The 20,611-nt window shown below is 40.4% G+C and carries 19 protein-coding genes; 14 read left to right on the top strand and 5 right to left on the bottom strand.

All coding sequences use genetic code 11. The annotated features are described in order from the left end of the window. Window positions 1–53 precede the first annotated feature (53 nt). From J8M00_RS10945 to J8M00_RS10935, 3 genes are read left to right on the top strand one after another with little or no spacing between them, the layout of a single operon-like run. Window positions 54–608: an elongation factor P hydroxylase gene (locus tag J8M00_RS10945; RefSeq protein WP_211010276.1), complete on the top strand. Its 555-nt coding sequence runs from the start codon at window positions 54–56 to the stop codon at window positions 606–608. Next, the gene (locus J8M00_RS10940; RefSeq protein ID WP_211010275.1) at window positions 598–1,719 is read left to right on the top strand and encodes an ATP-NAD kinase family protein; all 1,122 of its coding nucleotides are present in this window, start codon (window positions 598–600) and stop codon (window positions 1,717–1,719) included. Before J8M00_RS10945 ends, J8M00_RS10940 begins: the two co-directional genes overlap by 11 nt. A 13-nt stretch (window positions 1,720–1,732) precedes the next feature. Next, window positions 1,733–2,011, top strand: a complete 279-nt coding sequence (locus tag J8M00_RS10935) for a YfcL family protein (RefSeq protein WP_023401568.1) — start codon at window positions 1,733–1,735, stop codon at window positions 2,009–2,011. Window positions 2,012–2,071: 60 nt separating this feature from the next. Here J8M00_RS10935 and J8M00_RS10930 read toward each other — a convergent pair whose 3' ends face one another. Continuing rightward, window positions 2,072–3,247, bottom strand: coding sequence for an NRAMP family divalent metal transporter (locus J8M00_RS10930; RefSeq protein ID WP_211010379.1), 1,176 nt, complete (start codon window positions 3,245–3,247; stop codon window positions 2,072–2,074). A gap of 127 nt (window positions 3,248–3,374) precedes the next feature. Beyond that, the gene (locus J8M00_RS10925) at window positions 3,375–4,265 is read right to left on the bottom strand and encodes a LysR family transcriptional regulator (protein ID WP_211010274.1); all 891 of its coding nucleotides are present in this window, start codon (window positions 4,263–4,265) and stop codon (window positions 3,375–3,377) included. Between the two features lie 125 nt (window positions 4,266–4,390). On the opposite strand from J8M00_RS10925, the gene J8M00_RS10920 reads away from it, so the two are divergent. The 4 genes from J8M00_RS10920 (at window position 4,391) to J8M00_RS10905 (ending at window position 9,163) form a co-directional block, all read left to right on the top strand. Continuing rightward, window positions 4,391–5,359, top strand: coding sequence for an aldo/keto reductase (locus J8M00_RS10920; RefSeq protein WP_211010273.1), 969 nt, complete (start codon window positions 4,391–4,393; stop codon window positions 5,357–5,359). A 593-nt stretch (window positions 5,360–5,952) separates the two neighbouring features. Then, a complete protein-coding gene (locus J8M00_RS10915; RefSeq protein WP_211010272.1) occupies window positions 5,953–7,005 on the top strand; it encodes a hypothetical protein in 1,053 nt (350 codons plus the stop codon). Between the two features lie 181 nt (window positions 7,006–7,186). Then, window positions 7,187–8,428, top strand: a complete 1,242-nt coding sequence (locus J8M00_RS10910) for a hypothetical protein (RefSeq protein WP_211010271.1) — start codon at window positions 7,187–7,189, stop codon at window positions 8,426–8,428. A 351-nt stretch (window positions 8,429–8,779) separates the two neighbouring features. Beyond that, window positions 8,780–9,163 carry a nuclear transport factor 2 family protein gene (locus tag J8M00_RS10905; RefSeq protein ID WP_211010270.1) on the top strand — a complete coding sequence of 128 codons (384 nt, stop codon included), beginning with the start codon at window positions 8,780–8,782 and terminating at the stop codon, window positions 9,161–9,163. Between the two features lie 124 nt (window positions 9,164–9,287). Here the strand turns inward: J8M00_RS10905 and J8M00_RS10900 are convergent, their stop codons facing one another. Further along, the gene (locus J8M00_RS10900) at window positions 9,288–11,183 is read right to left on the bottom strand and encodes a spermidine synthase (RefSeq protein ID WP_348772552.1); all 1,896 of its coding nucleotides are present in this window, start codon (window positions 11,181–11,183) and stop codon (window positions 9,288–9,290) included. Window positions 11,184–11,397: 214 nt separating this feature from the next. Here J8M00_RS10900 and J8M00_RS10895 point away from each other — a divergent pair, with 214 nt between their 5' ends. From J8M00_RS10895 to J8M00_RS10865, 7 genes are all read left to right on the top strand, one after another. Further along, window positions 11,398–13,419, top strand: coding sequence for a winged helix-turn-helix domain-containing protein (locus J8M00_RS10895; RefSeq protein WP_211010268.1), 2,022 nt, complete (start codon window positions 11,398–11,400; stop codon window positions 13,417–13,419). A 571-nt stretch (window positions 13,420–13,990) separates the two neighbouring features. Continuing rightward, the gene (locus J8M00_RS10890; protein ID WP_211010267.1) at window positions 13,991–14,302 is read left to right on the top strand and encodes a DUF6966 domain-containing protein; all 312 of its coding nucleotides are present in this window, start codon (window positions 13,991–13,993) and stop codon (window positions 14,300–14,302) included. Window positions 14,303–14,420: 118 nt separating this feature from the next. Then, window positions 14,421–15,245, top strand: a complete 825-nt coding sequence (locus tag J8M00_RS10885) for an alpha/beta hydrolase family protein (protein WP_211010266.1) — start codon at window positions 14,421–14,423, stop codon at window positions 15,243–15,245. A gap of 92 nt (window positions 15,246–15,337) precedes the next feature. Then, complete coding sequence (locus J8M00_RS10880; protein ID WP_211010265.1) at window positions 15,338–15,682, top strand: hypothetical protein; 345 nt, start codon at window positions 15,338–15,340, stop codon at window positions 15,680–15,682. A gap of 983 nt (window positions 15,683–16,665) precedes the next feature. Continuing rightward, a complete protein-coding gene (locus tag J8M00_RS10875) occupies window positions 16,666–17,166 on the top strand; it encodes a hypothetical protein (RefSeq protein ID WP_211010264.1) in 501 nt (166 codons plus the stop codon). Window positions 17,167–17,299: 133 nt separating this feature from the next. Next, window positions 17,300–17,755 (top strand): hypothetical protein, encoded by a 456-nt coding sequence (locus J8M00_RS10870; RefSeq protein WP_211010263.1) that lies wholly within the window; start codon window positions 17,300–17,302, stop codon window positions 17,753–17,755. Window positions 17,756–17,886: 131 nt separating this feature from the next. Then, complete coding sequence (locus J8M00_RS10865; RefSeq protein WP_211010262.1) at window positions 17,887–18,210, top strand: hypothetical protein; 324 nt, start codon at window positions 17,887–17,889, stop codon at window positions 18,208–18,210. Between the two features lie 1,135 nt (window positions 18,211–19,345). Here J8M00_RS10865 and J8M00_RS10860 read toward each other — a convergent pair. Then, the gene (locus J8M00_RS10860; protein WP_211010261.1) at window positions 19,346–19,648 is read right to left on the bottom strand and encodes a hypothetical protein; all 303 of its coding nucleotides are present in this window, start codon (window positions 19,646–19,648) and stop codon (window positions 19,346–19,348) included. Between the two features lie 497 nt (window positions 19,649–20,145). Beyond that, window positions 20,146–20,562, bottom strand: a complete 417-nt coding sequence (locus tag J8M00_RS10855; RefSeq protein WP_211010260.1) for a VOC family protein — start codon at window positions 20,560–20,562, stop codon at window positions 20,146–20,148. Window positions 20,563–20,611: the final 49 nt, after the last annotated feature.

The raw sequence follows: 20,611 nt of genomic DNA, 5'->3' as shown, positions 1-20,611 counted from the left end.
GCAAAAGTACGTACAATCTCCCGCCATTGAATGACCGCGCTCTAATTGCGTTTATGCACCAAATATCTGATCTCAAAAATATATTCGACACACAGTTTGCGGCCACGCACAATACGCGTTTGGTCAAAGGTGACGATGAGCCAATTTATCTACCCGCTGACGAGCAGTGCTCATATCATCAAGTGGTTTTTGCACATGGCTTTTATGCTAGCGCATTGCATGAAATCGCCCATTGGCTTGTTGCTGGAGAAGCGAGACGTTTACTAGAAGATTACGGATATTGGTACTGCCCTGATGGCCGCGACAAGGCCAAACAAGCCGAATTTGAAAAGGTTGAGATTAAGCCGCAAGCCATCGAGTGGGCACTTAGCGTTGCGGCTGGTTTTGATTTTAACGTATCGGTAGACAACTTAAACGGCGAGCAAACTTGTCGGTTTAGCTTTCAAAAGCGAGTGCATGAACAGGTATTACAGTTGCTAGAGCATGGTTTTAATACGCGTACCGAGCAACTGCTAAGCGCCTTATCGAGGTTTTATAACACGCCTTGGCCTTTGCAGCAGGCACAGTTTTCTTGGGATTGTCCACAGGAGTTAGAAAATGTCATTTAAACTCGGATTAATTGTAAATCCAGTTGCAGGATTAGGAGGCTCTGTTGCCTTAAAAGGCAGCGATGGTGCAGACACGGCGCAAAAAGCACTGGCATTAGGGGCAGAGCCAAAATCAAATAACCGCACAAAGCTAGCTTTGGAGCAATTAATACCGTTTAAAGACAGTATAGCTATTTTCACTGTTTCAGGGGAAATGGGCGAGCGCATCGCGGGTGAGTTAGGCTTTGAAACGCACGTTGTATATCATGTTGCTGATGAAACGACACCACAAGACACAGAAGTGGCAGCTCAAAAGCTCATTGAGCAGGGCGTTGATCTTATCTTATTTGCAGGTGGTGATGGCACGGCAAGAAATATTTGTGCCGTGGTTGAAGACAAAGCACCTGTGCTAGGCGTCCCTGCTGGATGTAAAATTCACAGTGGTGTTTATGCCATTACACCTAAAGCTGCAGGTCGCGTTGTCGAAATGTTGATTAAGGGTGAATTAGTCACTTTGGCTGAAGCCGATGTGATGGACATAGATGAAACCGCTTTTAGGCAAGGCACTGTCAAGGCTAAGCGCTACGGTGAAATGCAAGTTCCCAGTGAAGTTCGTTTTATCCAAAGTGTTAAAAATGGTGGTAAAGAAAGCGACGAGCTGGTCCTTGCCGACATCGCTGCGTATGTGATCTCTGAGATGGATGAAGATCAAAGGTACATTATGGGGTCTGGCTCTACGGTAGAAGCTGTCATGGAGGAGTTGGGTCTAGAAAACACGTTATTGGGTGTTGACCTCGTTCAGGATCATGAGCTGCTGGGGCAGGACTTGACCGCAGCACAATTGCTTGAGCTTACTCAAGGTCACCAAACCAAACTCGTGATCACATTAATCGGTGGCCAAGGCCATATTTTTGGTCGCGGTAATCAGCAGCTTAGTCCTGAGTTAATCAGACAAATAGGCAAAGAGAATATTATTGTGGTTGCGACAAAGCGCAAGCTACAAGCATTAAATGGCCGTCCGCTCATTGCAGATACGGGCGATCAAGCACTTGATGATGAGTTAAGTGGATATATTAAAGTCGTCACAGGGTACAATGACCATGTGATGTATGCCGTAGGGCATCAAGAATAAGTGAGGAGACGGAATGTCATTTGAAACCTATGTAGAGGCTGCACAGCAGTTTTTTGATGAATTAGTTGACCGTGCAGATGATGATGAGCTGTTTGCTGGTGGTTATTTACGTGGTCATTTTGACTTAGCAGTCGGGTACGCACAAGTTGAGGAGCTTGATCTTCAACCTCAAGAATTAAACAGCAAAATTGAAGAGAGCCTGGTTAAAGCGTATCGAAATGGCGAATTAACAGATGAAGACAAAGAGCATGTTGTCAGCATTTGGGAGCAAGTAAAAGCACTTGCCGCTTAATCTTTTAACACTCATGACTTAAAAGTCATGAGTGTTATCGCTTGCGATAGTCCCTTCCAATTACAATACCCAACGCCAAACTACAAACAGTATTGAAAATGACACCAAATAGAATAAACCTAGCGTAGCTAGTACTTTAACTGCTTTTGGTTGTGAGTCATAAATTTCCCCTTTGATCAAAGACAAATTGAGCCAAGCAAAAAATGGGGTGGTCAAAAATGCCATAGTCATGGCAAACATCAGCATATCTTTTAGGTTGCCTTTGAAGAATAAAACAACCACCATACCAAGAGCTGACTGCAAGCCAATTATCAAAGATAAGCTATATTTCTTCTCGTGTGGTTTTATGACTTTTATTGCTTCATCCAATGTTCGTGCGTAGCCATCTAATACGGCAAGTGTCGTACCAAACATACATAAAAAAGCCACCACAGCGATAAGCCAACGAGACCACTCTCCAATAGTCAGTGCATACATATCAATAAGTTGTTTTGAAAATGCAACACCTGCCAATTCAATTTTCTGTTCTTGGCCATACTGTAGCATCACGCCGAGTATGAAAAACATCAACGCGAGCCCTAGCGTTAAAGCGTAGCCGAGGTTGAAATCAAATAGGCTTTGTTTTTTGGTGAGATTGCTTGTTCTCAACTTACTTTTTAACCATAGAGAGTTGATAGCTGATATTTCAATAGGTGCAGGCATCCAACCCATCAATGCCACCATAAACCCAAGCAATGCGAGTTCATAGGGAGAAGGCGCAATTTGCGGAGTCGGATGTGCTGGCCCGTTTGCCAGAGCCACTACCAGCGCAGCTGTTGTTGCTATACATAGAAATGCCATAATTACTTTGCTAGCACTGTCTAGTAACTTGTAATGGCCAAAAATGAGTATGCCTAAACAGACAAATAAAAGCCCAAAACTCAAGGTGGTTAATGCCAAGTCTCCGGGCAAAATATATTGTAAGAGCGCAGCTGTTAGCAGTAATACACCTGCTGTGTTCACCACCGCAGCGAGTAAATTGATAATAAAAAACAAATAGAAAAGAGAGGGGTTCTTGTCTTTGTAGCCACGTACTAAGCTCTGTTTGTTGTGTATTGTATATTCAACACCAAAACGAAAAAATGGATACTTAAGTACATTGACGACGATGATAAGCCACAACAGCTGCCAACCAAATAATGCGCCAGCCTGTGTTGCTGCGACTAGATGAGAGCCACCTACGGCCGCCGTCGCCATTAAAATACCGGGACCTAACGACTTACTTTTAGAAATAATGCCTGATAACACGTTGTTTCCTTGTTTTTGTTTGCTATGTTAGCGCGTGAAAAAAAATATCCAAGTGAAAACTTTGTTAAATGGTTTGTTAATTTTTATTGTCATAATTCGTTTGTTCGAAATATGCTCTAACAAATTGGATAAAAGTTCTAAGTTTATGCGCAGGTTGTGATGTTTGTGGGTAAAACAAATACATGCCGTTACTGTGTTCTTCGATAAATTCATCCAACACGGATATAAGCCTTCCGGTCTTAAGCTCTTGTTTCACAAAGTAGTCAGCGATGCGGATGAGACCTACATTTTGCAATGCATACTGTTTTACTAAGTTATTATCATTTGTTGAAAGCCACCCTGTAACGGGAATAGACTGTTCTTTAAAAGGCCACTGCTTTTGTTGATTTACCACAATACAGGTGTGGTTAGCTAAATCTAATGGTGTAGATAGGGTATCCGTCTCGCTTAAATAGTTAGGAGAGGCTGCGATAATATGTTGATAGTCAAAAAGTTTGATGGCAACCATATCTTGAGGAGGAGATACAGTGGCTCTAAAGGCAACATCATAGTCTTTGACGTTTAAATTGTGTGTGCGGTAACTTGCGTCGATTTCAAATTCTATGTCACTGTAGCGCTTTTTAAATTCACAACATATTTCGCTAAGGTAAACTTGTGCAAACATGCGCGGAGCGGTGATACGAATGACCCCAGATATTTCGTCATTATTTATACTTCTTTCGAGTTCAAATAACTGCGCTCGGATCAATTTACCTTGCTCATATACTTGCACACCATATTGAGTCAGTTTCACATTTCGAGTCGTTCTTACTAACAGAGGCGTGTTTAATACCTGTTCAAATCGCTTTATTTTTTCAGATAATTGTCCTTTAGAGATCCCAAGAGCGTGTGCTGCCTTGGTATAACTAAGCTCCTCTGCTAACTTGACAAAAAGCAGCAGCAATTCAATGCGCTTATGCTCATTCACTTTTATTATCCTAAAATTAATTGTTTATTATTTTGAACAAAGAGTTCTTTTTTTAGCTCTTTTATTCAATTTAAAGAACAATATCATATAGGCACATAAACTTTTCTACCAGTTAAGAGCAACGTATGAATACAGGTATTCCCTTAAACAAACACTTTCCTGTAGCCAGCCCCATAGCATATGGATGTATGGGCCTTGGCGGTAGCGGGCCGCATATAGAGGATAGAGATGTAAAACAAGCGCATGAAGTTATTGAATGTGCACTGGCCTCTGGTATTAACTTTTTTGACCATGCTGATATTTATCGTGACGGAAGAGCTGAACAAGTATTTGGTAAAGTGGTTACTGACAACCCACAATATAGAGAAAATATGATCATTCAGTCTAAATGCGGCATTCGGAAAAAGGATGGCGCACAAGCTGGCAGGTATGACTTTTCAAGTAACTGGGTGAGGGAGTCTGTCGATGGCATTTTGTCGCGCTTAAACTTGGACTATATTGATGTATTGATGCTGCATCGGCCCGATCCTCTGATGGCTCTAGATGAGCTAGCTGAGCAGGTTTTACGCCTTAAAAAGCAAGGGAAAATCAATCATATCGCGGTATCTAATATGAACTTACACCAAATTTCATTTTTGCAAAGCGCGTTAGACATGCCCATTGTCAGCAATCAGATTGAGATGAGTTTGGAAAAATTAGACTGGCTAGATGATGGGGTATCTGTTGGTAGTGAGCGCAATAGCCAAGTTGACTTTGTCAGTGGGACTTTGGAGTACTGTCAACGACATCAGATCCAGTTGCAAGCGTGGGGTAGCTTGGCAAGAGGGCTGTATTCTGAGCAAGGCTTTGATTCTAACGACCCAAAGGTAAGGGCAACAGCTGAGCTGGTTAAAACTCTAGCGAATAAATATCAGGTTGGTTCGGAAGCTATTTTGCTCGCTTTTCTATTACGGCACCCAGCAAAGATCCAGCCTGTGATTGGCACAACTCAGATTAGGCGGCTCAAGAGCGCGATTCAGGCTCTTGATATTCGCCTTGAAAGGAGTGATTGGTACAATCTGTATGTGACTTCTAGAGGAAGGCCACTGCCTTAGAAAAGTAACTTAGGTACAAAATAGAGCACTGTGGCTATGACACCATAGCCATTTGCAAAATAGTGCTATTACTCTCTTTAAACTCATATATGCGAATGCACTGACCGCATATAGTGGCATAACCAATTATTATCACAGTGGGTAACCCCGACATCGCGATTCTTGAAAGTAAATTATCCTTCTAGAGTATTAGGTTTATCGGTTCAATCTAATACTATTTCTAACCGGAACTATTTATCGAAAATGGAGGTGAACACTTTGTTTTTATTTTAAGTTATTGATATTTAATGGTATTCGTGTTGTTTTTTTAAGTTTTTTGTCTCGCCGTATTTTAGTAAAAAGTACTAGTGGTCGTATCAGTGCTTTAAGATCTTGAATGAGCTAAGTTTTTCCCTCTTTTATTCATTGTTTGTTCCTTTTTTGAGGTAATACCAAAAGCTCATTTTTCACTGTTTTACTAGAGCTTTTGTTTAGATATTGGTAATAATAATTGCAACTTTTGACATGGTCACTAGCTGAATTTTGGTACTTTGGTACTGGTTGTCCAGGGATGTTTGCTTTATACAGCTCGTTACACACCACTGGAGTGTTTTATGCAACTATTTGAAACCCATACATCCCGCTTTGCCAATGGCTCAAGGCCTCTGGCTATATATGTACTTTTCACGTTACTTCTATTGTTGTTGACTGTTTTGAGCTTCCCAAGCAAAGCCATGGTGATTATGTCAGGTGAATTTGACAAGCATCTCAAGTCGTACAATTATGGTACTAAAGCGGATAATAAGTGGGTTCAGCCAAGCCATGAATTTCAAGAGGGGTTTGGACTATTGTTTAGTGCTTTTCATCAGCAAAACTGGCCGCTAGCTAGTGAGTTGGCAGCTGGGTTAGATTACCAAGTTATCCAGTTTAACGATGTCGATACCGATAAAACATACTATTTACTTCAAGAAAAGTACCAGTTACCCAGTGAAAAGTTTATCGGTGGTGGCACATATGTACTTAACACACAAGGCACAAATGCTGTTTTGCAAGCACCACACCCAAAAAGAGACTCATTTACTGGTACACAAGCCATAGACGCGTTTTTATATACACAAACCAAGTTGCTCATGCTGGCTGGCACACGTCGAGATAGCAGCCACGATGTAAGCGAATGTACTGGTACAAACTACTCGGCTAGTGATGTAGCGCATCAGACAGAGTCTCTGTTTCAAGTTGTACACGAATATATGAGTGATTTTGATTCGAACACCATATTTATCCAATACCATGGGTTTGGAAAAACGACTCGCGCTAAGCTTCAAGCGCAGTGCGGTACTGACAATGATTTAATGCTGAATTTAAGCGAAACAGTTCGTTACTCTACAAACCCACAAGAGCATAGTATCTTGCATTCAATTCGCCGTAGTGTAGAGAGTGAAGGAGTCATTAAAGCGTGCGTATATGGAAATGATACCAAAAGTTTAGGTGGCACATGGAACGTCCAAGGCCGTCATAGCAACGATTCAGTTGATAGCTGTCACAAAAGCGCAGATGCTTCTTCAAAACGATTTATTCACCTTGAACAAAGTTATGGTGTAAGAAAGTACCATCGAGGTGCAATGCAAAGACATCTTAAAACGGCATTGGACGAGTATTTTCAGTAACGTCTCCCTATCAGTAAACCGAGTGGCTAAAGGAAAGAAGATCGTCCTTTAGCCACTTTTTTATTTTCTAACCCTTTGCTTTGAATAAAATATTGTATAAAGTGATGAAAGTCTGGAATTTAGGTACTACAGAGGACATGTATACCTTTCCAGCATTTTCTTTATTTATTTGGAGTAAACAATGAAGTTTCCAATTCTCTTCTCAGGGTTTGCAATCGCAGCTTTTTCAGTCAATGCCCAACTTAATATTCAACTAACAACTCAGTCAGAAAACCCCTCAATAAGAAAGGAAGGCGGTGTACTTGAGGTTCAAAAAACAGTGACAAACAACGGTGCAGCTGACGCATCGGTCAAAGTATATAGCCATGTTGTATTTCCAAACGGAAAAACCTACGTAGATGCTATTCCAACTGAGTTATATCTAGCACCAGGTGAGAGTTATGCAGATGCCAACATGCTTCTAAATGTGCCTGCCAGCTTCCCTCGTGGTAGTTATAGCTATCATTATAGTGTGTACAATCAGGACAATAGCCAAATTCTGAGTGACAGTGTGACATTTGAAAAGAAAAGCCGCATCATCGATGTGGATGTGAGTCACAGCATCGCATGTGGTACAGATATGACTGGTACGCTATGTTGGAAATTAACCGACGGTACTCAATATATGCCAACGCCAGAGCCATTATTTGATATCAAGGATATCGCAATAAATCATAAATCTGGTTGTGCGATTGTTGGGCAAGAAGTCAAATGTTGGACTAACAGACATTCAAGAACTAGGGTTGACTCTTATTGGAAGCCACTGCCAACAGCTGTGACATTCACCGATCCGAAAAAAATATTTGTAGCCCATACTTCAGAAAATTATTGCGCGATAGACAGTGGTGAGATTGTCTGCTGGAGTTCAGGAAAATGGAATCCTGGCGCGGTAAATACAGCACCGCCTAAATACGCAGATCTTCGCAACCCAAGTGATATCGAAGTTGGTCGCTCAGCCGCCTGTATTCGCCATGATGACGGTATTGACTGCTGGGGAGCAAAAAGCTTGCCCTTGGTATCTGATGTACCGACTTTCACGAACCCAACTCACCTTGTCGTTGGCTTAAGCTATGCGTGTGCGAAAGGGGATGAAGGAGTGAAATGCTGGGGCCAAGCACCAGCGGCAGATATTAACGCTCCTGAGCTTTTACCTCACACTGAATTAAGGTTTGGCTACCCAGGGGTTAACTCTTACGATGAACGAGGTATGTCCGGTTGGTCAACTCGCCCTGCGCAGATTGGGCCTTATGAGATGCAAGAATTGGTCAACCCGATCGATATAGATTTTGATTATGGCTATGTATGTGCGCTGGATGATACAGGAATTGTATGCGGTGGAAGACACAACGCTGCTGCCACAGTACCAGCTCGCTTCAAGTACTAACTCCTGAGGGGGAGCATCGTGGCTCACCCAATCGGGTTCTGTTTTCGCTCAGATGAGCAAATAAAGTTATGAAAAGAAGGAGCATCATACGTGTGCTCCTTCATACTTAGGTTACAGCCTTTAAAGAATTTCAGGCTGCTTTTATTTACCGCTACCACTCCCTGCCTCAATGATTTTTACAGATAATTGGACAAAGCTTTGAACTGACGCTCTTTTGCATACCGATAAATAAAACCGCAGTTTATCGAGGTAAAATACCTTTCTTTTTAACGATAACACTTTGCTTTTTATCCATTTGTCGGTAGTTTATTATTTAACCGAATTGCAAAGTGAAAGTATAGGGATATGTTAATGTTGGATAATGATAAAGCGGCACTCATCGACCAATATATCAATAGTTATAATGCATTTAATGTTGAACAAATGCTGGCGTTGTTTGATGACAGCATTGTGTTTGAGAATGAATCAAATGGTGAAGTAAACGTGAGGGCAGAAGGCAAGGTGGAATTTGAAAACCTTGCAAAGGAGTCTGCCAAGCTATTTAGCTCGCGTAATCAAACAATAACGGATCTTCATATTGATGAGACGCAAGCGAAAATCAGCATCGACTACTTAGGAGTGCTCGCAGTAGATCTGCCAAATGGGCTTAAAGCAGGCGATGAGCTGTCAATAAAAGGGCATTCTTTTTTCGAGTTTTATAATGGCAAAATTAGCTACATCAAAGATGTAAGCTGACGCTGATTTATTATTGCATGAGCATATTGGAATTTAAAGGGAACCGCTAGGGTTTAGGAAGAAATAACCTTAGCCCAAAATTTTTCCGACTAAGGTTAAGCTATCCAAGAAAGACTGCACTAACCTACAACATTATCAATGGCAATAAGCTGTGCCTCTCATCTGTCCAAGTGATCATATTATGACGCTCGGTGTCCACGGTAGTGGCAGGGTTTGATAGCAAGGCAATGATACGCTCGTTACTAGTTAATACTGCCCATTTGGAGCTTAACTGAGCTGGGTTGTCATTTAGGTGTTCAAACAACAAAAGCGTTTTATCAAATTGCTGGCTATGACTGAGTAAAATTGGCATCAAATCGATATGGTTATTGGAAATATGCATGAGCAAAACACCGTTGCTTTTCATTCGTTGCCAATAAATGGCCATTGCTTCTTCAGTCAATAAATGAGTTGGGATGATGTCACTGGAAAAGGCGTCAATGATAATGGCATCTTGAGGAGGGAAGAGCTTAGCTACTTCATCAGCGATAAGCTGGCGTCCATCTCCTATTTTTACTTCCAAATCTGCTCGGCTGCTTCGTAAATAACTAAAGTAACGCTGAGCCATATGATGTACCGCAGGGTTAAGCTCGTAAAAAGTCAGTTTGTCTTGCTGCATTGCATATTTTGATAATGTACCAGCCCCTAAACCAATTATACCTATGCTCAATGGCCCATTCGATTGCAGCGCATTAAGTGTTTTAGCGACCCCGGTTTGAGCGTGATAGTAGCTGTTTTGATTGCTTAGCTGTCCTTCGAGTACTTCTGTGCCATGAATTGTTGTCCCGTCAATCAAACGTCGTTCTATCGCCGTGTTTAGGGGCACGTCCTTAACCGAAATAAAGCCATAGAAGTTTCTTTCGCTAGCGATGTCTAACTGTGTATATGCTTGGTTTATTAGTGTAAAGCCACCGATGGCTACAGTGAGAGTTAGGGCGTATATAAATTGAAGTGATTTTGTAGCCGTTGCTTTTTTAAGGCTGGGCAAATGAATAAAAAGCACCAAAAATAATGTAATTGGGTATTCAAGTAATTGATTAAAGATTGTAGGGGCAATAATTGAACATAAGAGACTGCCTATAACGCTGCCAACGGCAATACAAAGGTAAAAAGAGGTCATTGACTGGCTTGTTGGCGCAATTGATTTGAGTGTTCGGTGACAAACAAAGCAACAAATAAGTTGTATCAAACAGTACATACTGAGTTGTTCAATTGCGCTAAATTGTCCACCAAGAAAATACATCAATACGCCTGCAAAAACGGCGAATATGAGTGCCGCTGAAGTATATAAGCTCTGTTTTGGTGCTGGTAGCCAAAAGGCGGCGATAAAAGTAAGCAGATATATGACCAACGGAATAGTCCATGTAAGGGGCATTGGTGGGATGTTGACGTTGACCATTTGTGTTGTGGAGATCAAGCTCATTGAACTGCACGCCGCCAGTACAACGCAAAGTAGCCGTTTGTTATGGAAATGAGTTGAATTGGTAGAGGTTTTTTGAATTGGCGTTTGAGGTTTATGCTTGGATAAAAGGACTGAGAGCATGAACACCATAACAACAAGTAAGGCTAGTGCGGTTATCCATATTTGTTTTTGCATGGTCAGGTCGAAATAGACTTCAAAAATAAACGGAAAAGAGAGTAACGCCACAAGGGAGCCCAAGTTTGACCACCCGTACCAATGGTAAGGCACCGATTTGTGGAAAATTGCACTATACCAATGCTGCATTAGAATAGATGTTGCGCTCAATATAACGAAAATAGGTCCAACTTGTGTCAGTAAATTAATCAAAACTGACGAAGGCGGAGGTAGCATCGTCAAAGTGCATTTATCCACTTGAGAAAATGTCACAGCAGTGGCTGTGGCCATTAAAATTAGATGCAGCCATATTTGTGCTTTTACCTTTATTCGGCTCATGTAGTGCGCATAAAGGTAACCACACAGTAAAAAAGACTGATAGAAAAATAAACTTGCGGACCACACAGAAGCTCCTCCTCCGAATAGAGGCAGTTGTTCCTTAGATAATATTGGCTGAATTTGAAATAGCAAAAATGCGCTGAGTACAATAATCGAAGTAAAAAGGGCTGGTATCATAGTTCGTTGTGAATATCGTTAAAGTTACTCGACAGCTTGCTAAGTACATAGAGTCAGTGGCAATGTAATATCTCTAGAGTTTGTCTTAAGAAAAGCTTAATATATGAATAATAAGCTTATTTTGGAGTTGTATGTGTCGAAGTTTGAGATAGGGAGCTTTCATGTTGATGTAAAGCGCTGCCAGATCAGGGAATTTGACTCGGTTCAAACCATCGAGCCAAAAGTGATGGATGTACTTGTGTATTTACATACACACCAAGGCAATGTTGTAAGTCAAGAAGACATATTTTATGCGGTCTGGCCACAGGCAATATTTAACCCAAGCTCAGTACAAAGATGCATTGCAATTCTCAGAAAGGCATTTGGGGATGATGCGAAAAATCCATCGTTAATCATTACACACTCTAAACGAGGGTACAGTTTAGAGTTACCTAAATTGGAATCTAAAAAACACAGTTTTATGCTCGGTAGTGGCGTCATTGCCTTGTTGCTTGTCGTGTTAATGATGATGTTTTTTGGGACTCAACCGACCAATAAGACCGAGTTTTTGACTTTATTACCTATTAGCACAAGTGAACATAATGAGTTTTCGTTTGTTGTTGCACCAAATGCAGAGCATATTGCCTTTTTGCGCGAGCAAGAAAGCGGTAAACATATTTGGGTTAAGCAGCTACAGACAGGTATTGAAAAGCGTTTGACCAAGTCACCCGCAGACTACACCAGTCTGGGTTGGCGACCAGACAGTAAAGGTCTCGTATTTGCTAAACGAGATGAAGAAATGTCCTCTTTGGTTATTATCAACTTAGACTCAACCGTAAGCCCTGAACAAAAACCAATTTATACGACATCAGATTTTATGATCTCAAGTCACAAGCTGGATTGGGCCAACGATCATGTCGTTTACTTTACTGAGAAGCGCAGAGGAACTAGTGATACTCAACTTGCGACAGTTAATTTAATCAGTGGAGAAAAGAAAGTACTAAACCAGTCTGTAGGACAAGATTGGTTGTTGATGCAAGCGCTATCACCTAGTCAAACACATGTAGTTTTGGGGTTTGAGGCGGGGCAGAATATGTACCGAATCGATTTGCTTGATCTGACAAACAATGACATTCAAACCTTAGTAACAATTGAGAATGGGTTGAGTGGTTTAAGTTGGCACCCTGATGGCAAAAGTATTCTGTTAAGTAATCGCGACAAACTACTATCTGTAGATTTGGCTGGGGATATAAAACCTATTGCGTTTAAAAACTACAAAATAGTTCGAGATGCTGTTTATTCTGTTGATGGCAGTGAAGTATACATGGAGCTGGTGAATGTAGACGTGGATATACTGAGCAGCACGCGCGATAATCCCAATGAGCTAGTGCCCATCATCGATTCATCTTCTGTCGACTACTTACCTGTATTTTCGCCAGATTCATCTAAATTTGTGTTCGAGTCTCATCGTTTTGGGTTAAAACAATTATTTTTGTATGAGCATGATCAAGCTCGATTGTTGTTTGATAACCCGAGCAATCATGAGTTATTTGGAATTGCATGGTCTAAAGATGGTAAAAAGGTGTTCACTGCCAGTAAAAATGCGATTTTTCGTATTGATGTTAGCTCTGGTATTGTAAACGAGACTCCTCACACCCATCACTCATTTTATCTTCGAGAAGCATTTAGGAATGAAGATGCGTTACTGGTTTCTTATCGAGCTCAAAATGGTAACGGTTTTCATGTTGCAAAGTTTGCATTAGATACTGGCGAGTTGACTGCTTATCAAGCGTCTGGTGCGCGCCTTTCATGCTACTCGATGAGTCTTGATGACAATGATACCGTGTACTTTTCAAACGAGTCAGATGTTTTTAAATTAACTGACCACAACCAAGTCGAGACCGTTTGGCAGTCTCAAAATAAAGGCATAATTGGGGTGGCAGCAAAAGAAAATACATTGTTTGTGACGGTAGAAAAAGAACATGAATATACGCTCTTAGAGCACAAACTATTGTCCGGCGAAACTCGAGAATTCTCTATTGGCAACAAAACACGGAAAATGTTGATCAATGCAAACCATGATTATTCTCAGCTGTTATTTTTGACGGAGCCTAAGCGGAATAAAACACTTGTTAAGTTGAAATAGTGAGTTGTACAGAGGGTTGAACAAACGACGAGGCACCTGAGGCGCTAACACCTTTCAAACATGGAGTAGGGTAGGCTAACAAGATCTTCATTATGCACAGGTATATTTTAAGTGCAGGGCAATATAAAAAATATATCATGTTTAACTCGTATAATTTGGTTGCTCGGCGAATGTGTTTATTGGAAATAAACAGGTGAAATGCTTTAATAAAAAACACCCTTGTCTCTGGCTCACCATTTGAAAGAAAGCTAAGCAATACGCCTGTAATAATGACACTAAAGCCTCTTGAATTTTACCCTTAAAACCAGACAACAAGCCCACGTCGCAAAGCGCTAAACCCCATGTGCTAGCCACATACATTCGAGCCACGCACTCGGAGTTTTTCACATATTACTATTACGCGACATTTATCGCATTTAAACCGCCTCTTTTAGATGACATATTTTTAAGGTGTTGTTATTGTTATGAGTATTAAATTGCGCGAGTAAGTAGCAGTTGTTATGCGACATAATTCGCACTGTAGTTTTACGACATTTATCGTAGATTAAAATGTTAGCTGCCTAGGGAAAGCATGTACGAAAATATCCGAGTTCAGTTAACCGAAATGATATCTTTGTTAGAAGACGAAAAATCAGATTGGTGGGTTAAACACGTTAAATGTGCATTATCAGCTTTTGATTCCAATGAGTTTCTTAATTGTGCCAACATAATAATGGCAGGAAGTGGTGGTATGGGTAGCCTAAATGATTTAGTACTAGGGCAATCAACCAATGCCAGAGGTGAGTTCTGTTGGAAAGCCAATGCTGATGAACTAAATCAAAAGTACATGCACTTATTAGGAGAGCTTTACGCATTTTCAAAGTCAGTGCAAAAAGGCAACTAACAAGTTACTCAAAAGGACGCATAACGCTTGGTTTGCACTCCTTCGTCGCTAATTTTAGCCAAGCATTTTTCACCTTTTAGCAAAGCGTTATAACCACAATCGATATCAGGAAGTATCTTTGAAATTTTTATTATTTTTATCAATTAGTCTTTTTTTCGTAAATACGGTTAAGGCTCAATGTAATAGTGCTTTGAATGACGTAAATGTTCAGGGTGTTTGTACTAAAATAAAAACTTATAAAAGTGACGAAATCACAAAAACTCCAGTACTCGTAGTCGCTCTGCATGGTGACTCACCGTTTAATAACCCGTCTTATCAATATGAATTTGCAAATCAAATAGCTCTGCATTCTATAAATACTGTAAGCGTGGGTATGCTTCGCCCTGGATATACTGATCATTTAAAACGTACTTCTGATGGAGTTAGAGGTGAAACGGTGGGTGATAATTATGATGAATCAAGAATCCATCAAATAGCAAAAGCGATTCAAAAACTAAAGGTATACCATAATTCAGATAAAGTGATCCTTGCTGGTCATTCAGGAGGTTCTGCCATAACAGCTAAGTTGATTGCTCTATACCCTAGACTTATTAACCACGCATTTATTGTATCCTGCCCATGTAATATCCCTCAATGGAGAGCTGATATGTATAAAAGTTCTCATTACGAAGGCTTTAAAAAAAGCTTAGCTACTATTTCGCCAATTGAGTTGATTGACAATGTGGCTAACGAAATCGGTATTACATTATTCGTTGGTAAAGATGATAAGGTAACGAAACCATATCTGAGCAATGAATATTTTGCTGCACTTAAAAAAGCAGGTAAAAAAGTTGATTACCATGTAATTGATGGCGATCACAGATTATTTTTGAACCAAACCATTTTAAATTCGGTAGTGGACGTGGTAAGTGACTATAACAAGCCAAGTCAGCCGGATTCGTAACATTGTCGCGCTTTTTTCTTTCCCACTTCGTGGCCAATAAGCGCGCCAGTGCTGCCTAGGGCGTTATATGCACTTGAAGTTAGTAGTAAAAATTGAACTATGAATTTCCAGAGGAACTAGAGTTTTTTGAAAGAGGCTTTGGTTATTCTAGTGAATATGACCATGATGAAGCGCAATTTTCATTCTTGATGGATTATGACACCGGTGAACGATTAATATTTGCACATTCGCCGTTTGGTAATAACTCAGTAAATGTAAAACTATTTCAGAGTACAGAATTAGTATTTCATATATACAAAGAAGAAGTTACTAACATTGCTTTTCAGAATTGGGGTGGAGAGTTGGTGTTAAGAGTATATTTTGCCAATGACTTAAATAATTTCTTAGTCTACTTTAACCCGAAACCGAGACTTAAATATTGCGAACCTAATATGTGATTGTATATAACAAACGCATCAAAAAACTTTGGGACATACAATCCTGATAATATCATTGGTGAAGTTGCTGAGAATGCAAAAACTGTACATGTAGTAGTTAGAGATATTGTGAACGAATCCCATGAAGCGATAGTTTATACATTAGTAAATGAAAGAGGCGACTGGAAAATTAAGCTCCCAAAAATTGTTCGAGGCTCTGTTGAAATTTGTCAAAGGGTAAACACTTAACAAGCAATTCAGCAGGGACAAATACTGTTTAGCTTTTGTCTGAGCTTTAAACTCCTAACAAAGCCATGAAGGAATAGCCGACAAAGAGACACCGGTTACGACGCCCAACACTCCGTTTGCCTTTCGTTGTCGCTGCACTCCACCATAACACAAGGCAAACTACGTATTCCTCGCCCCTTATGGCGGCTACATGGACTCCCCCGATTGTCAACGAATTCATCTTTGATAATTAGATATGAGACTGCACCTCTACATTCGGCCTATTGATTGAGTGTTAAACTCGGACCTAGATGAGTATTCGCTAGGAAGTGTGCCTAATTCGTTAGACGAGCTTTTTAAGCTCACCCGCAATATTCTTCAATTATTCTGCAGGCCAATATCTCATATGCTCAGGGTGATCTTTTTGAGTGCATGAGCTATATACGTTTTGGACGACCTCACACTTATTAGTAGATAATAAAGCTGTAGATAGCAGCAAGGACCAAATGGGACAGGCACAAATTTATTTTGAAAACACGGTTCTCAAAGCTAAACAATAACGCCTTAAATGCTGACACTATAGCCCAGTTAATTTTACGCTTAAAATCAGATAACAAACCCTCGTCGCAAAAAAAAGCTAAACTCCATGAGCTAGCTACATACATTTGAGCCACGGTCTCGGAGTTTGTCGCATATCACTGTTATACGACATAATTTGTGCTGTAGTTTTACGATATTTTTCATATAATAAAATATTATTTTTACAAGGAAAGTTCGTGCAGTCACGCCTCATCATTTTACTGCTCTTAATACCGATTCCTGCTTACGCGAATATGGTTTGGCCGGCTCTATATTTAGAAACCAGACTTTTCTCTTGGTGGGCTATCACTATAGGTTTAATTGTTGAATACTTTTTCGTTCAAAGACTTTTTGATATTCCTCCTGTTCAAGCAGTATTAGCTACAATTGGTGCTAACTTTGTTTCTGCGGTGGCTGGTATTCTGCTAATACCTTTATCTGGCATTGCTTGGGAAATATTCCCTGGGTTAGTTTTTTATAAAGTACTGGGCATGGGGACTTTCAATCCTATTACGTGGGCTGCTACTTTCGTATTGGCTTGTATAGTTAATGTGTTACTTGAGGGTATTGTTTACAAAAAGGGGGTTAAACTTCCTTTTCTATTTAAAAGTAAAATGTTTTTGTGGTTTTTTATAGCTAATACCGCAAGTGTTGGTGTTGCTTTTGCCAGTTTGTTTATCAATCCAGTGCAAATGTAAATATAACAAGTTACTCAAAAGGGCGCAAAGCGCATGGCTTACGCTCCTTCGTCGCTAAGTATAGCAATGCATTTTTCGCCGTTTATGGCAAGCGTTATGGGTTTCCGGAGATTGAATTATCAAACATTCACTGTTGATTATTAGTTTACTATTCAGCGCAGTTTCTTTTGGCACTGAAGTAAAATTAACTAGCTTTAACCGTTACGGAGCCGTTCCTAGTATCGAGCTAGCTCTTTACCCTAGTGATGCAAATTCTCTTGAAGAGGTTTTCTCAGTAATCAAAATTAGCCGTAAAGAACTATTTGTAAGGCTTATTAGTGAGTCCTCGGAAAACACTAATTCAGAGTTAGTTAAATTTTACAATGATAAATTTCCCTTTTGGAAAGGTGATTTAACTAAAGAGCCTCATTTGGTAAAACCACTATTTGTTGATGCTCTTAAGAGTACAACGCTGTACAAAAAACTGAATAAATTATTAAAAGATAATGATTTCCATATAAACAATGTTTCGTTTGAAAAATTGTCATTTGATAGCAAGTCAATTAGTGTTCCTGATGTTTACATTGAGTGCGCAAAAAACTCCTCATAAAGCCATGAAGGAACAGCCGGCAAAGAGACACCGGCTAAGACGCCCAACACTCCGTTTGCCTTGTGTTGTTCCACCATAATACAAGGCAAACTACGTATTGCTCGCCCATTATGGCGGCGTTAAGTGTCTTTATGAGTATCGTAGTCAATTCCATCATCGAAAAGTCCCTATCTCAACATAAGATAGTTCTAACTTATTCAGATGCATTTGCTTGTAACGTAGCAGGTTTAGGTCGCAGCGTTTATTACTATAGATGCAAGCGACCATCGGATGATGATGTGATTGATGCTTTGTTAGTGCTTGTTGATCGGCATCCTAGATGGGGTATGCCCAAGCTGTTTAAACAAGGCAAAGTATGGAATAAAAAGCGCGTTGAGCGAGTTTATAACATGCTTAAGCTTAACCTTAGACGAAAAGGAAAACGCCGTGTACCAACATGCATACCGGGCCGTTAAGCGCACCGAGCAAACATTATGGCTCGTGAGCGATGGATTTTATGAGCGATGCGCTTAATTACGGACATCGCTGTAGAACACGAATGTGCTGGGTGGTTACAACAGCCGCCAAGCATTAGCGATTGATGTCGATACAAGCCTCACGGCAGAACGAGTTATTCGAGTGTTGGAACGGGTCATTGCATGGCGCGGAAAACTAAAACAAATTCGATTGTTCCCTAGCTGCTTTACTGTGTCCGGCACCGCAGGCGCGCAGTTGGTTGGCTTGTTAAAAGGCAGAGTTAACGGCCTGCTCCTTATACTTTACTACAAACTCTTTTGCCTCCTTAAGTGAGGTTGGGTATGTGACATGATAAAAGCCACCATCTTCCCTTTGTTCGTAGACGGATTGAAACAGGAAACCATGCTCCACTAAAAATCTAACTTTCTCCCACTGAGCCTTATTAGTGGTTTTGGGCGCAGAAAACTTTCGTCCCACCTCAATTAGAATTCCACTGCACTCAGGACACTTTCTATATTCCGCTGCTCGCGGTTTTTTAAAGCTCTTGCAGCATTCAAAACACAAATTTGGAAAGAGGTAGTTTTGTATGTGTTTCTCCTTCGGATAGTTGCTATGATGCTTGAATTTACTCATTTTCGTGGGTGCCTTTTAACGCCCGCATATGCGGAACAAAATGCTTGGCTATAATCGGAGAGGTACGAACCAAGCCAAGCTTTTTGGTTCTGCTCACAATGCGTTTGTTAGTTGCTTGGCTGCGCTTAAAGCTCAAAGCAATTTGAAGCAACATTTTCTAGAGGGTCTTTACCTGCGATGAGAGGACAAACCGAAATAGAGCCATCAATAAGACTCAATAGGTAAGAATCTCCACTACCATTTGATCCGATAGCTAAATATGAAGAAAACTCAGAATCAGGCTGGTAATTCTCAACTTCTCCTTCACTCCATAAAATAAAAGGTGAGTACTAATACTTATCTTCATCTTTAAAGTCAGCTTCAAAAATAGAGCCTTTTAATAACGCACTTTTGCAATCGATAGGCAGTGTCTCTCATAGACGATCCGTATCTTCAATCACATTCTAAAATTCGTAAGGCGCGAACAAAGACAGCTGTTATTTGTCCGCGTTTACAACTTTGTTATATACCCAACTTCGCAATTGCCCGCAACGCCTTTAATTGATTTTCTAAATCACGAAAATGTTGGGTGTTACGCATACTGCACTGATTTACTTCGCCATTTCTCCCTTCAAACACCAGGTATTCCTCGTTTAAAGTAAAATATAACGAACAACTGCTGTTTCTCTGAACGACTTCTTCTAGATCGAAAACTGCCCCACGGTACTTTTCAGCTACCTTCAAAGTTGCAGACATGTGGCCTTTACTCCCAAGCATCTGGGAACTAATAATACGACCAAGGTACACTTTTTCTGCATTTGACAAGTATTCGCCAACATTGAATTCTATACATTTACATGCTGTAGCAAGTGGAGCAACTAATAATAGCAAGAGAGTTATTAGGTATTTCATAGGTGTATGTTATGCCCGTATAAGCGGCTAAGTAATGTTTGGCTTAAATGTATAACAAAGCGAAACCGAGCCAAACTTTATGTGTCCCTTTGCTTAATGTGCTTGTTAGGGTTAATTTAACACTTGATAGCCCATTGATTTTATTATTTGGATTGTGTCAAAAACCACTATATTTTTAGCCGTTTTATCAGCCTGTATTATTACAGTAACAGATTTATTATCATCTTGGATGTAGAACTGAAAGTAATCGGCAAATATTTCAAATTCAAAACACAGCATAGTGTGCCGAACGCCGCGTTAATGGGCAGACAGCGCTGCCGCATACTCAACTCATTGTGATATAGATACTCATGCAAAACCGTGAGCCAAAACTCCCAAGCGTTGGCTGTCCTATTGAACGCTTGGTTATGTTATCTTTTCGCCATTGGATGGTCTGGGTTTAATTGAAGAAGGTCCCACAAATTTCCATACAAGTCTTCAAACACGGCTACCATCCCATAGTCTTGTTCAGCAGGCTCGCGGACGAAGTTAATACCTATCGATTTCATACGTTCAAAGTCTCGCCAGAAATCATCTGTATTTAGGAATAGAAATACTCGGCCGCCTGTTTGATTACCAATGAAATCATGTTGTTCTGGCTTCGATGCTTTGGCCAATAACAAGGTAACACCATGAGAATTTGGTGGTGCTAAAACCACCCAGCGTTTGCCTTGATCTGGTTGATAAGTATCTTCAATAAGCTCAAATTTGAGTTTGTTCACGTAAAAATCAATGGCTTCATCATAGTCTTTCACGACCAAAGCGATGTGGACAATGCTCTGTTTCATCGTATCCCTTATTGAAGAATTTGCCCGGCAGCATAACATTTTAACCTAT

Source organism: Pseudoalteromonas luteoviolacea (assembly GCF_018100925.1).
Taxonomy (GTDB): Bacteria; Pseudomonadota; Gammaproteobacteria; order Enterobacterales; family Alteromonadaceae; genus Pseudoalteromonas; species Pseudoalteromonas obscura.
The sequence above is the reverse complement of the archived record's forward strand: the minus strand, read 5'-3'. Positions and strand labels throughout refer to the sequence as shown.

What these genes read in the sequence shown, in the direction of transcription:
- J8M00_RS10945 (WP_211010276.1), top strand. Translation starts at nt 54, where the DNA reads ATGCACCAAATATCTGATCTCAAAAATATATTCGACACACAGTTTGCG.
- J8M00_RS10940 (WP_211010275.1), top strand. Translation starts at nt 598, where the DNA reads ATGTCATTTAAACTCGGATTAATTGTAAATCCAGTTGCAGGATTAGGA.
- J8M00_RS10935 (WP_023401568.1), top strand. Translation starts at nt 1,733, where the DNA reads ATGTCATTTGAAACCTATGTAGAGGCTGCACAGCAGTTTTTTGATGAA.
- J8M00_RS10930 (WP_211010379.1), bottom strand. Translation starts at nt 3,247, where the DNA reads ATGGCGACGGCGGCCGTAGGTGGCTCTCATCTAGTCGCAGCAACACAG.
- J8M00_RS10920 (WP_211010273.1), top strand. Translation starts at nt 4,391, where the DNA reads ATGAATACAGGTATTCCCTTAAACAAACACTTTCCTGTAGCCAGCCCC.
- J8M00_RS10915 (WP_211010272.1), top strand. Translation starts at nt 5,953, where the DNA reads ATGCAACTATTTGAAACCCATACATCCCGCTTTGCCAATGGCTCAAGG.
- J8M00_RS10910 (WP_211010271.1), top strand. Translation starts at nt 7,187, where the DNA reads ATGAAGTTTCCAATTCTCTTCTCAGGGTTTGCAATCGCAGCTTTTTCA.
- J8M00_RS10905 (WP_211010270.1), top strand. Translation starts at nt 8,780, where the DNA reads ATGTTGGATAATGATAAAGCGGCACTCATCGACCAATATATCAATAGT.
- J8M00_RS10895 (WP_211010268.1), top strand. Translation starts at nt 11,398, where the DNA reads ATGAATAATAAGCTTATTTTGGAGTTGTATGTGTCGAAGTTTGAGATA.
- J8M00_RS10890 (WP_211010267.1), top strand. Translation starts at nt 13,991, where the DNA reads ATGTACGAAAATATCCGAGTTCAGTTAACCGAAATGATATCTTTGTTA.
- J8M00_RS10865 (WP_211010262.1), top strand. Translation starts at nt 17,887, where the DNA reads ATGAGTATCGTAGTCAATTCCATCATCGAAAAGTCCCTATCTCAACAT.
- J8M00_RS10855 (WP_211010260.1), bottom strand. Translation starts at nt 20,562, where the DNA reads ATGAAACAGAGCATTGTCCACATCGCTTTGGTCGTGAAAGACTATGAT.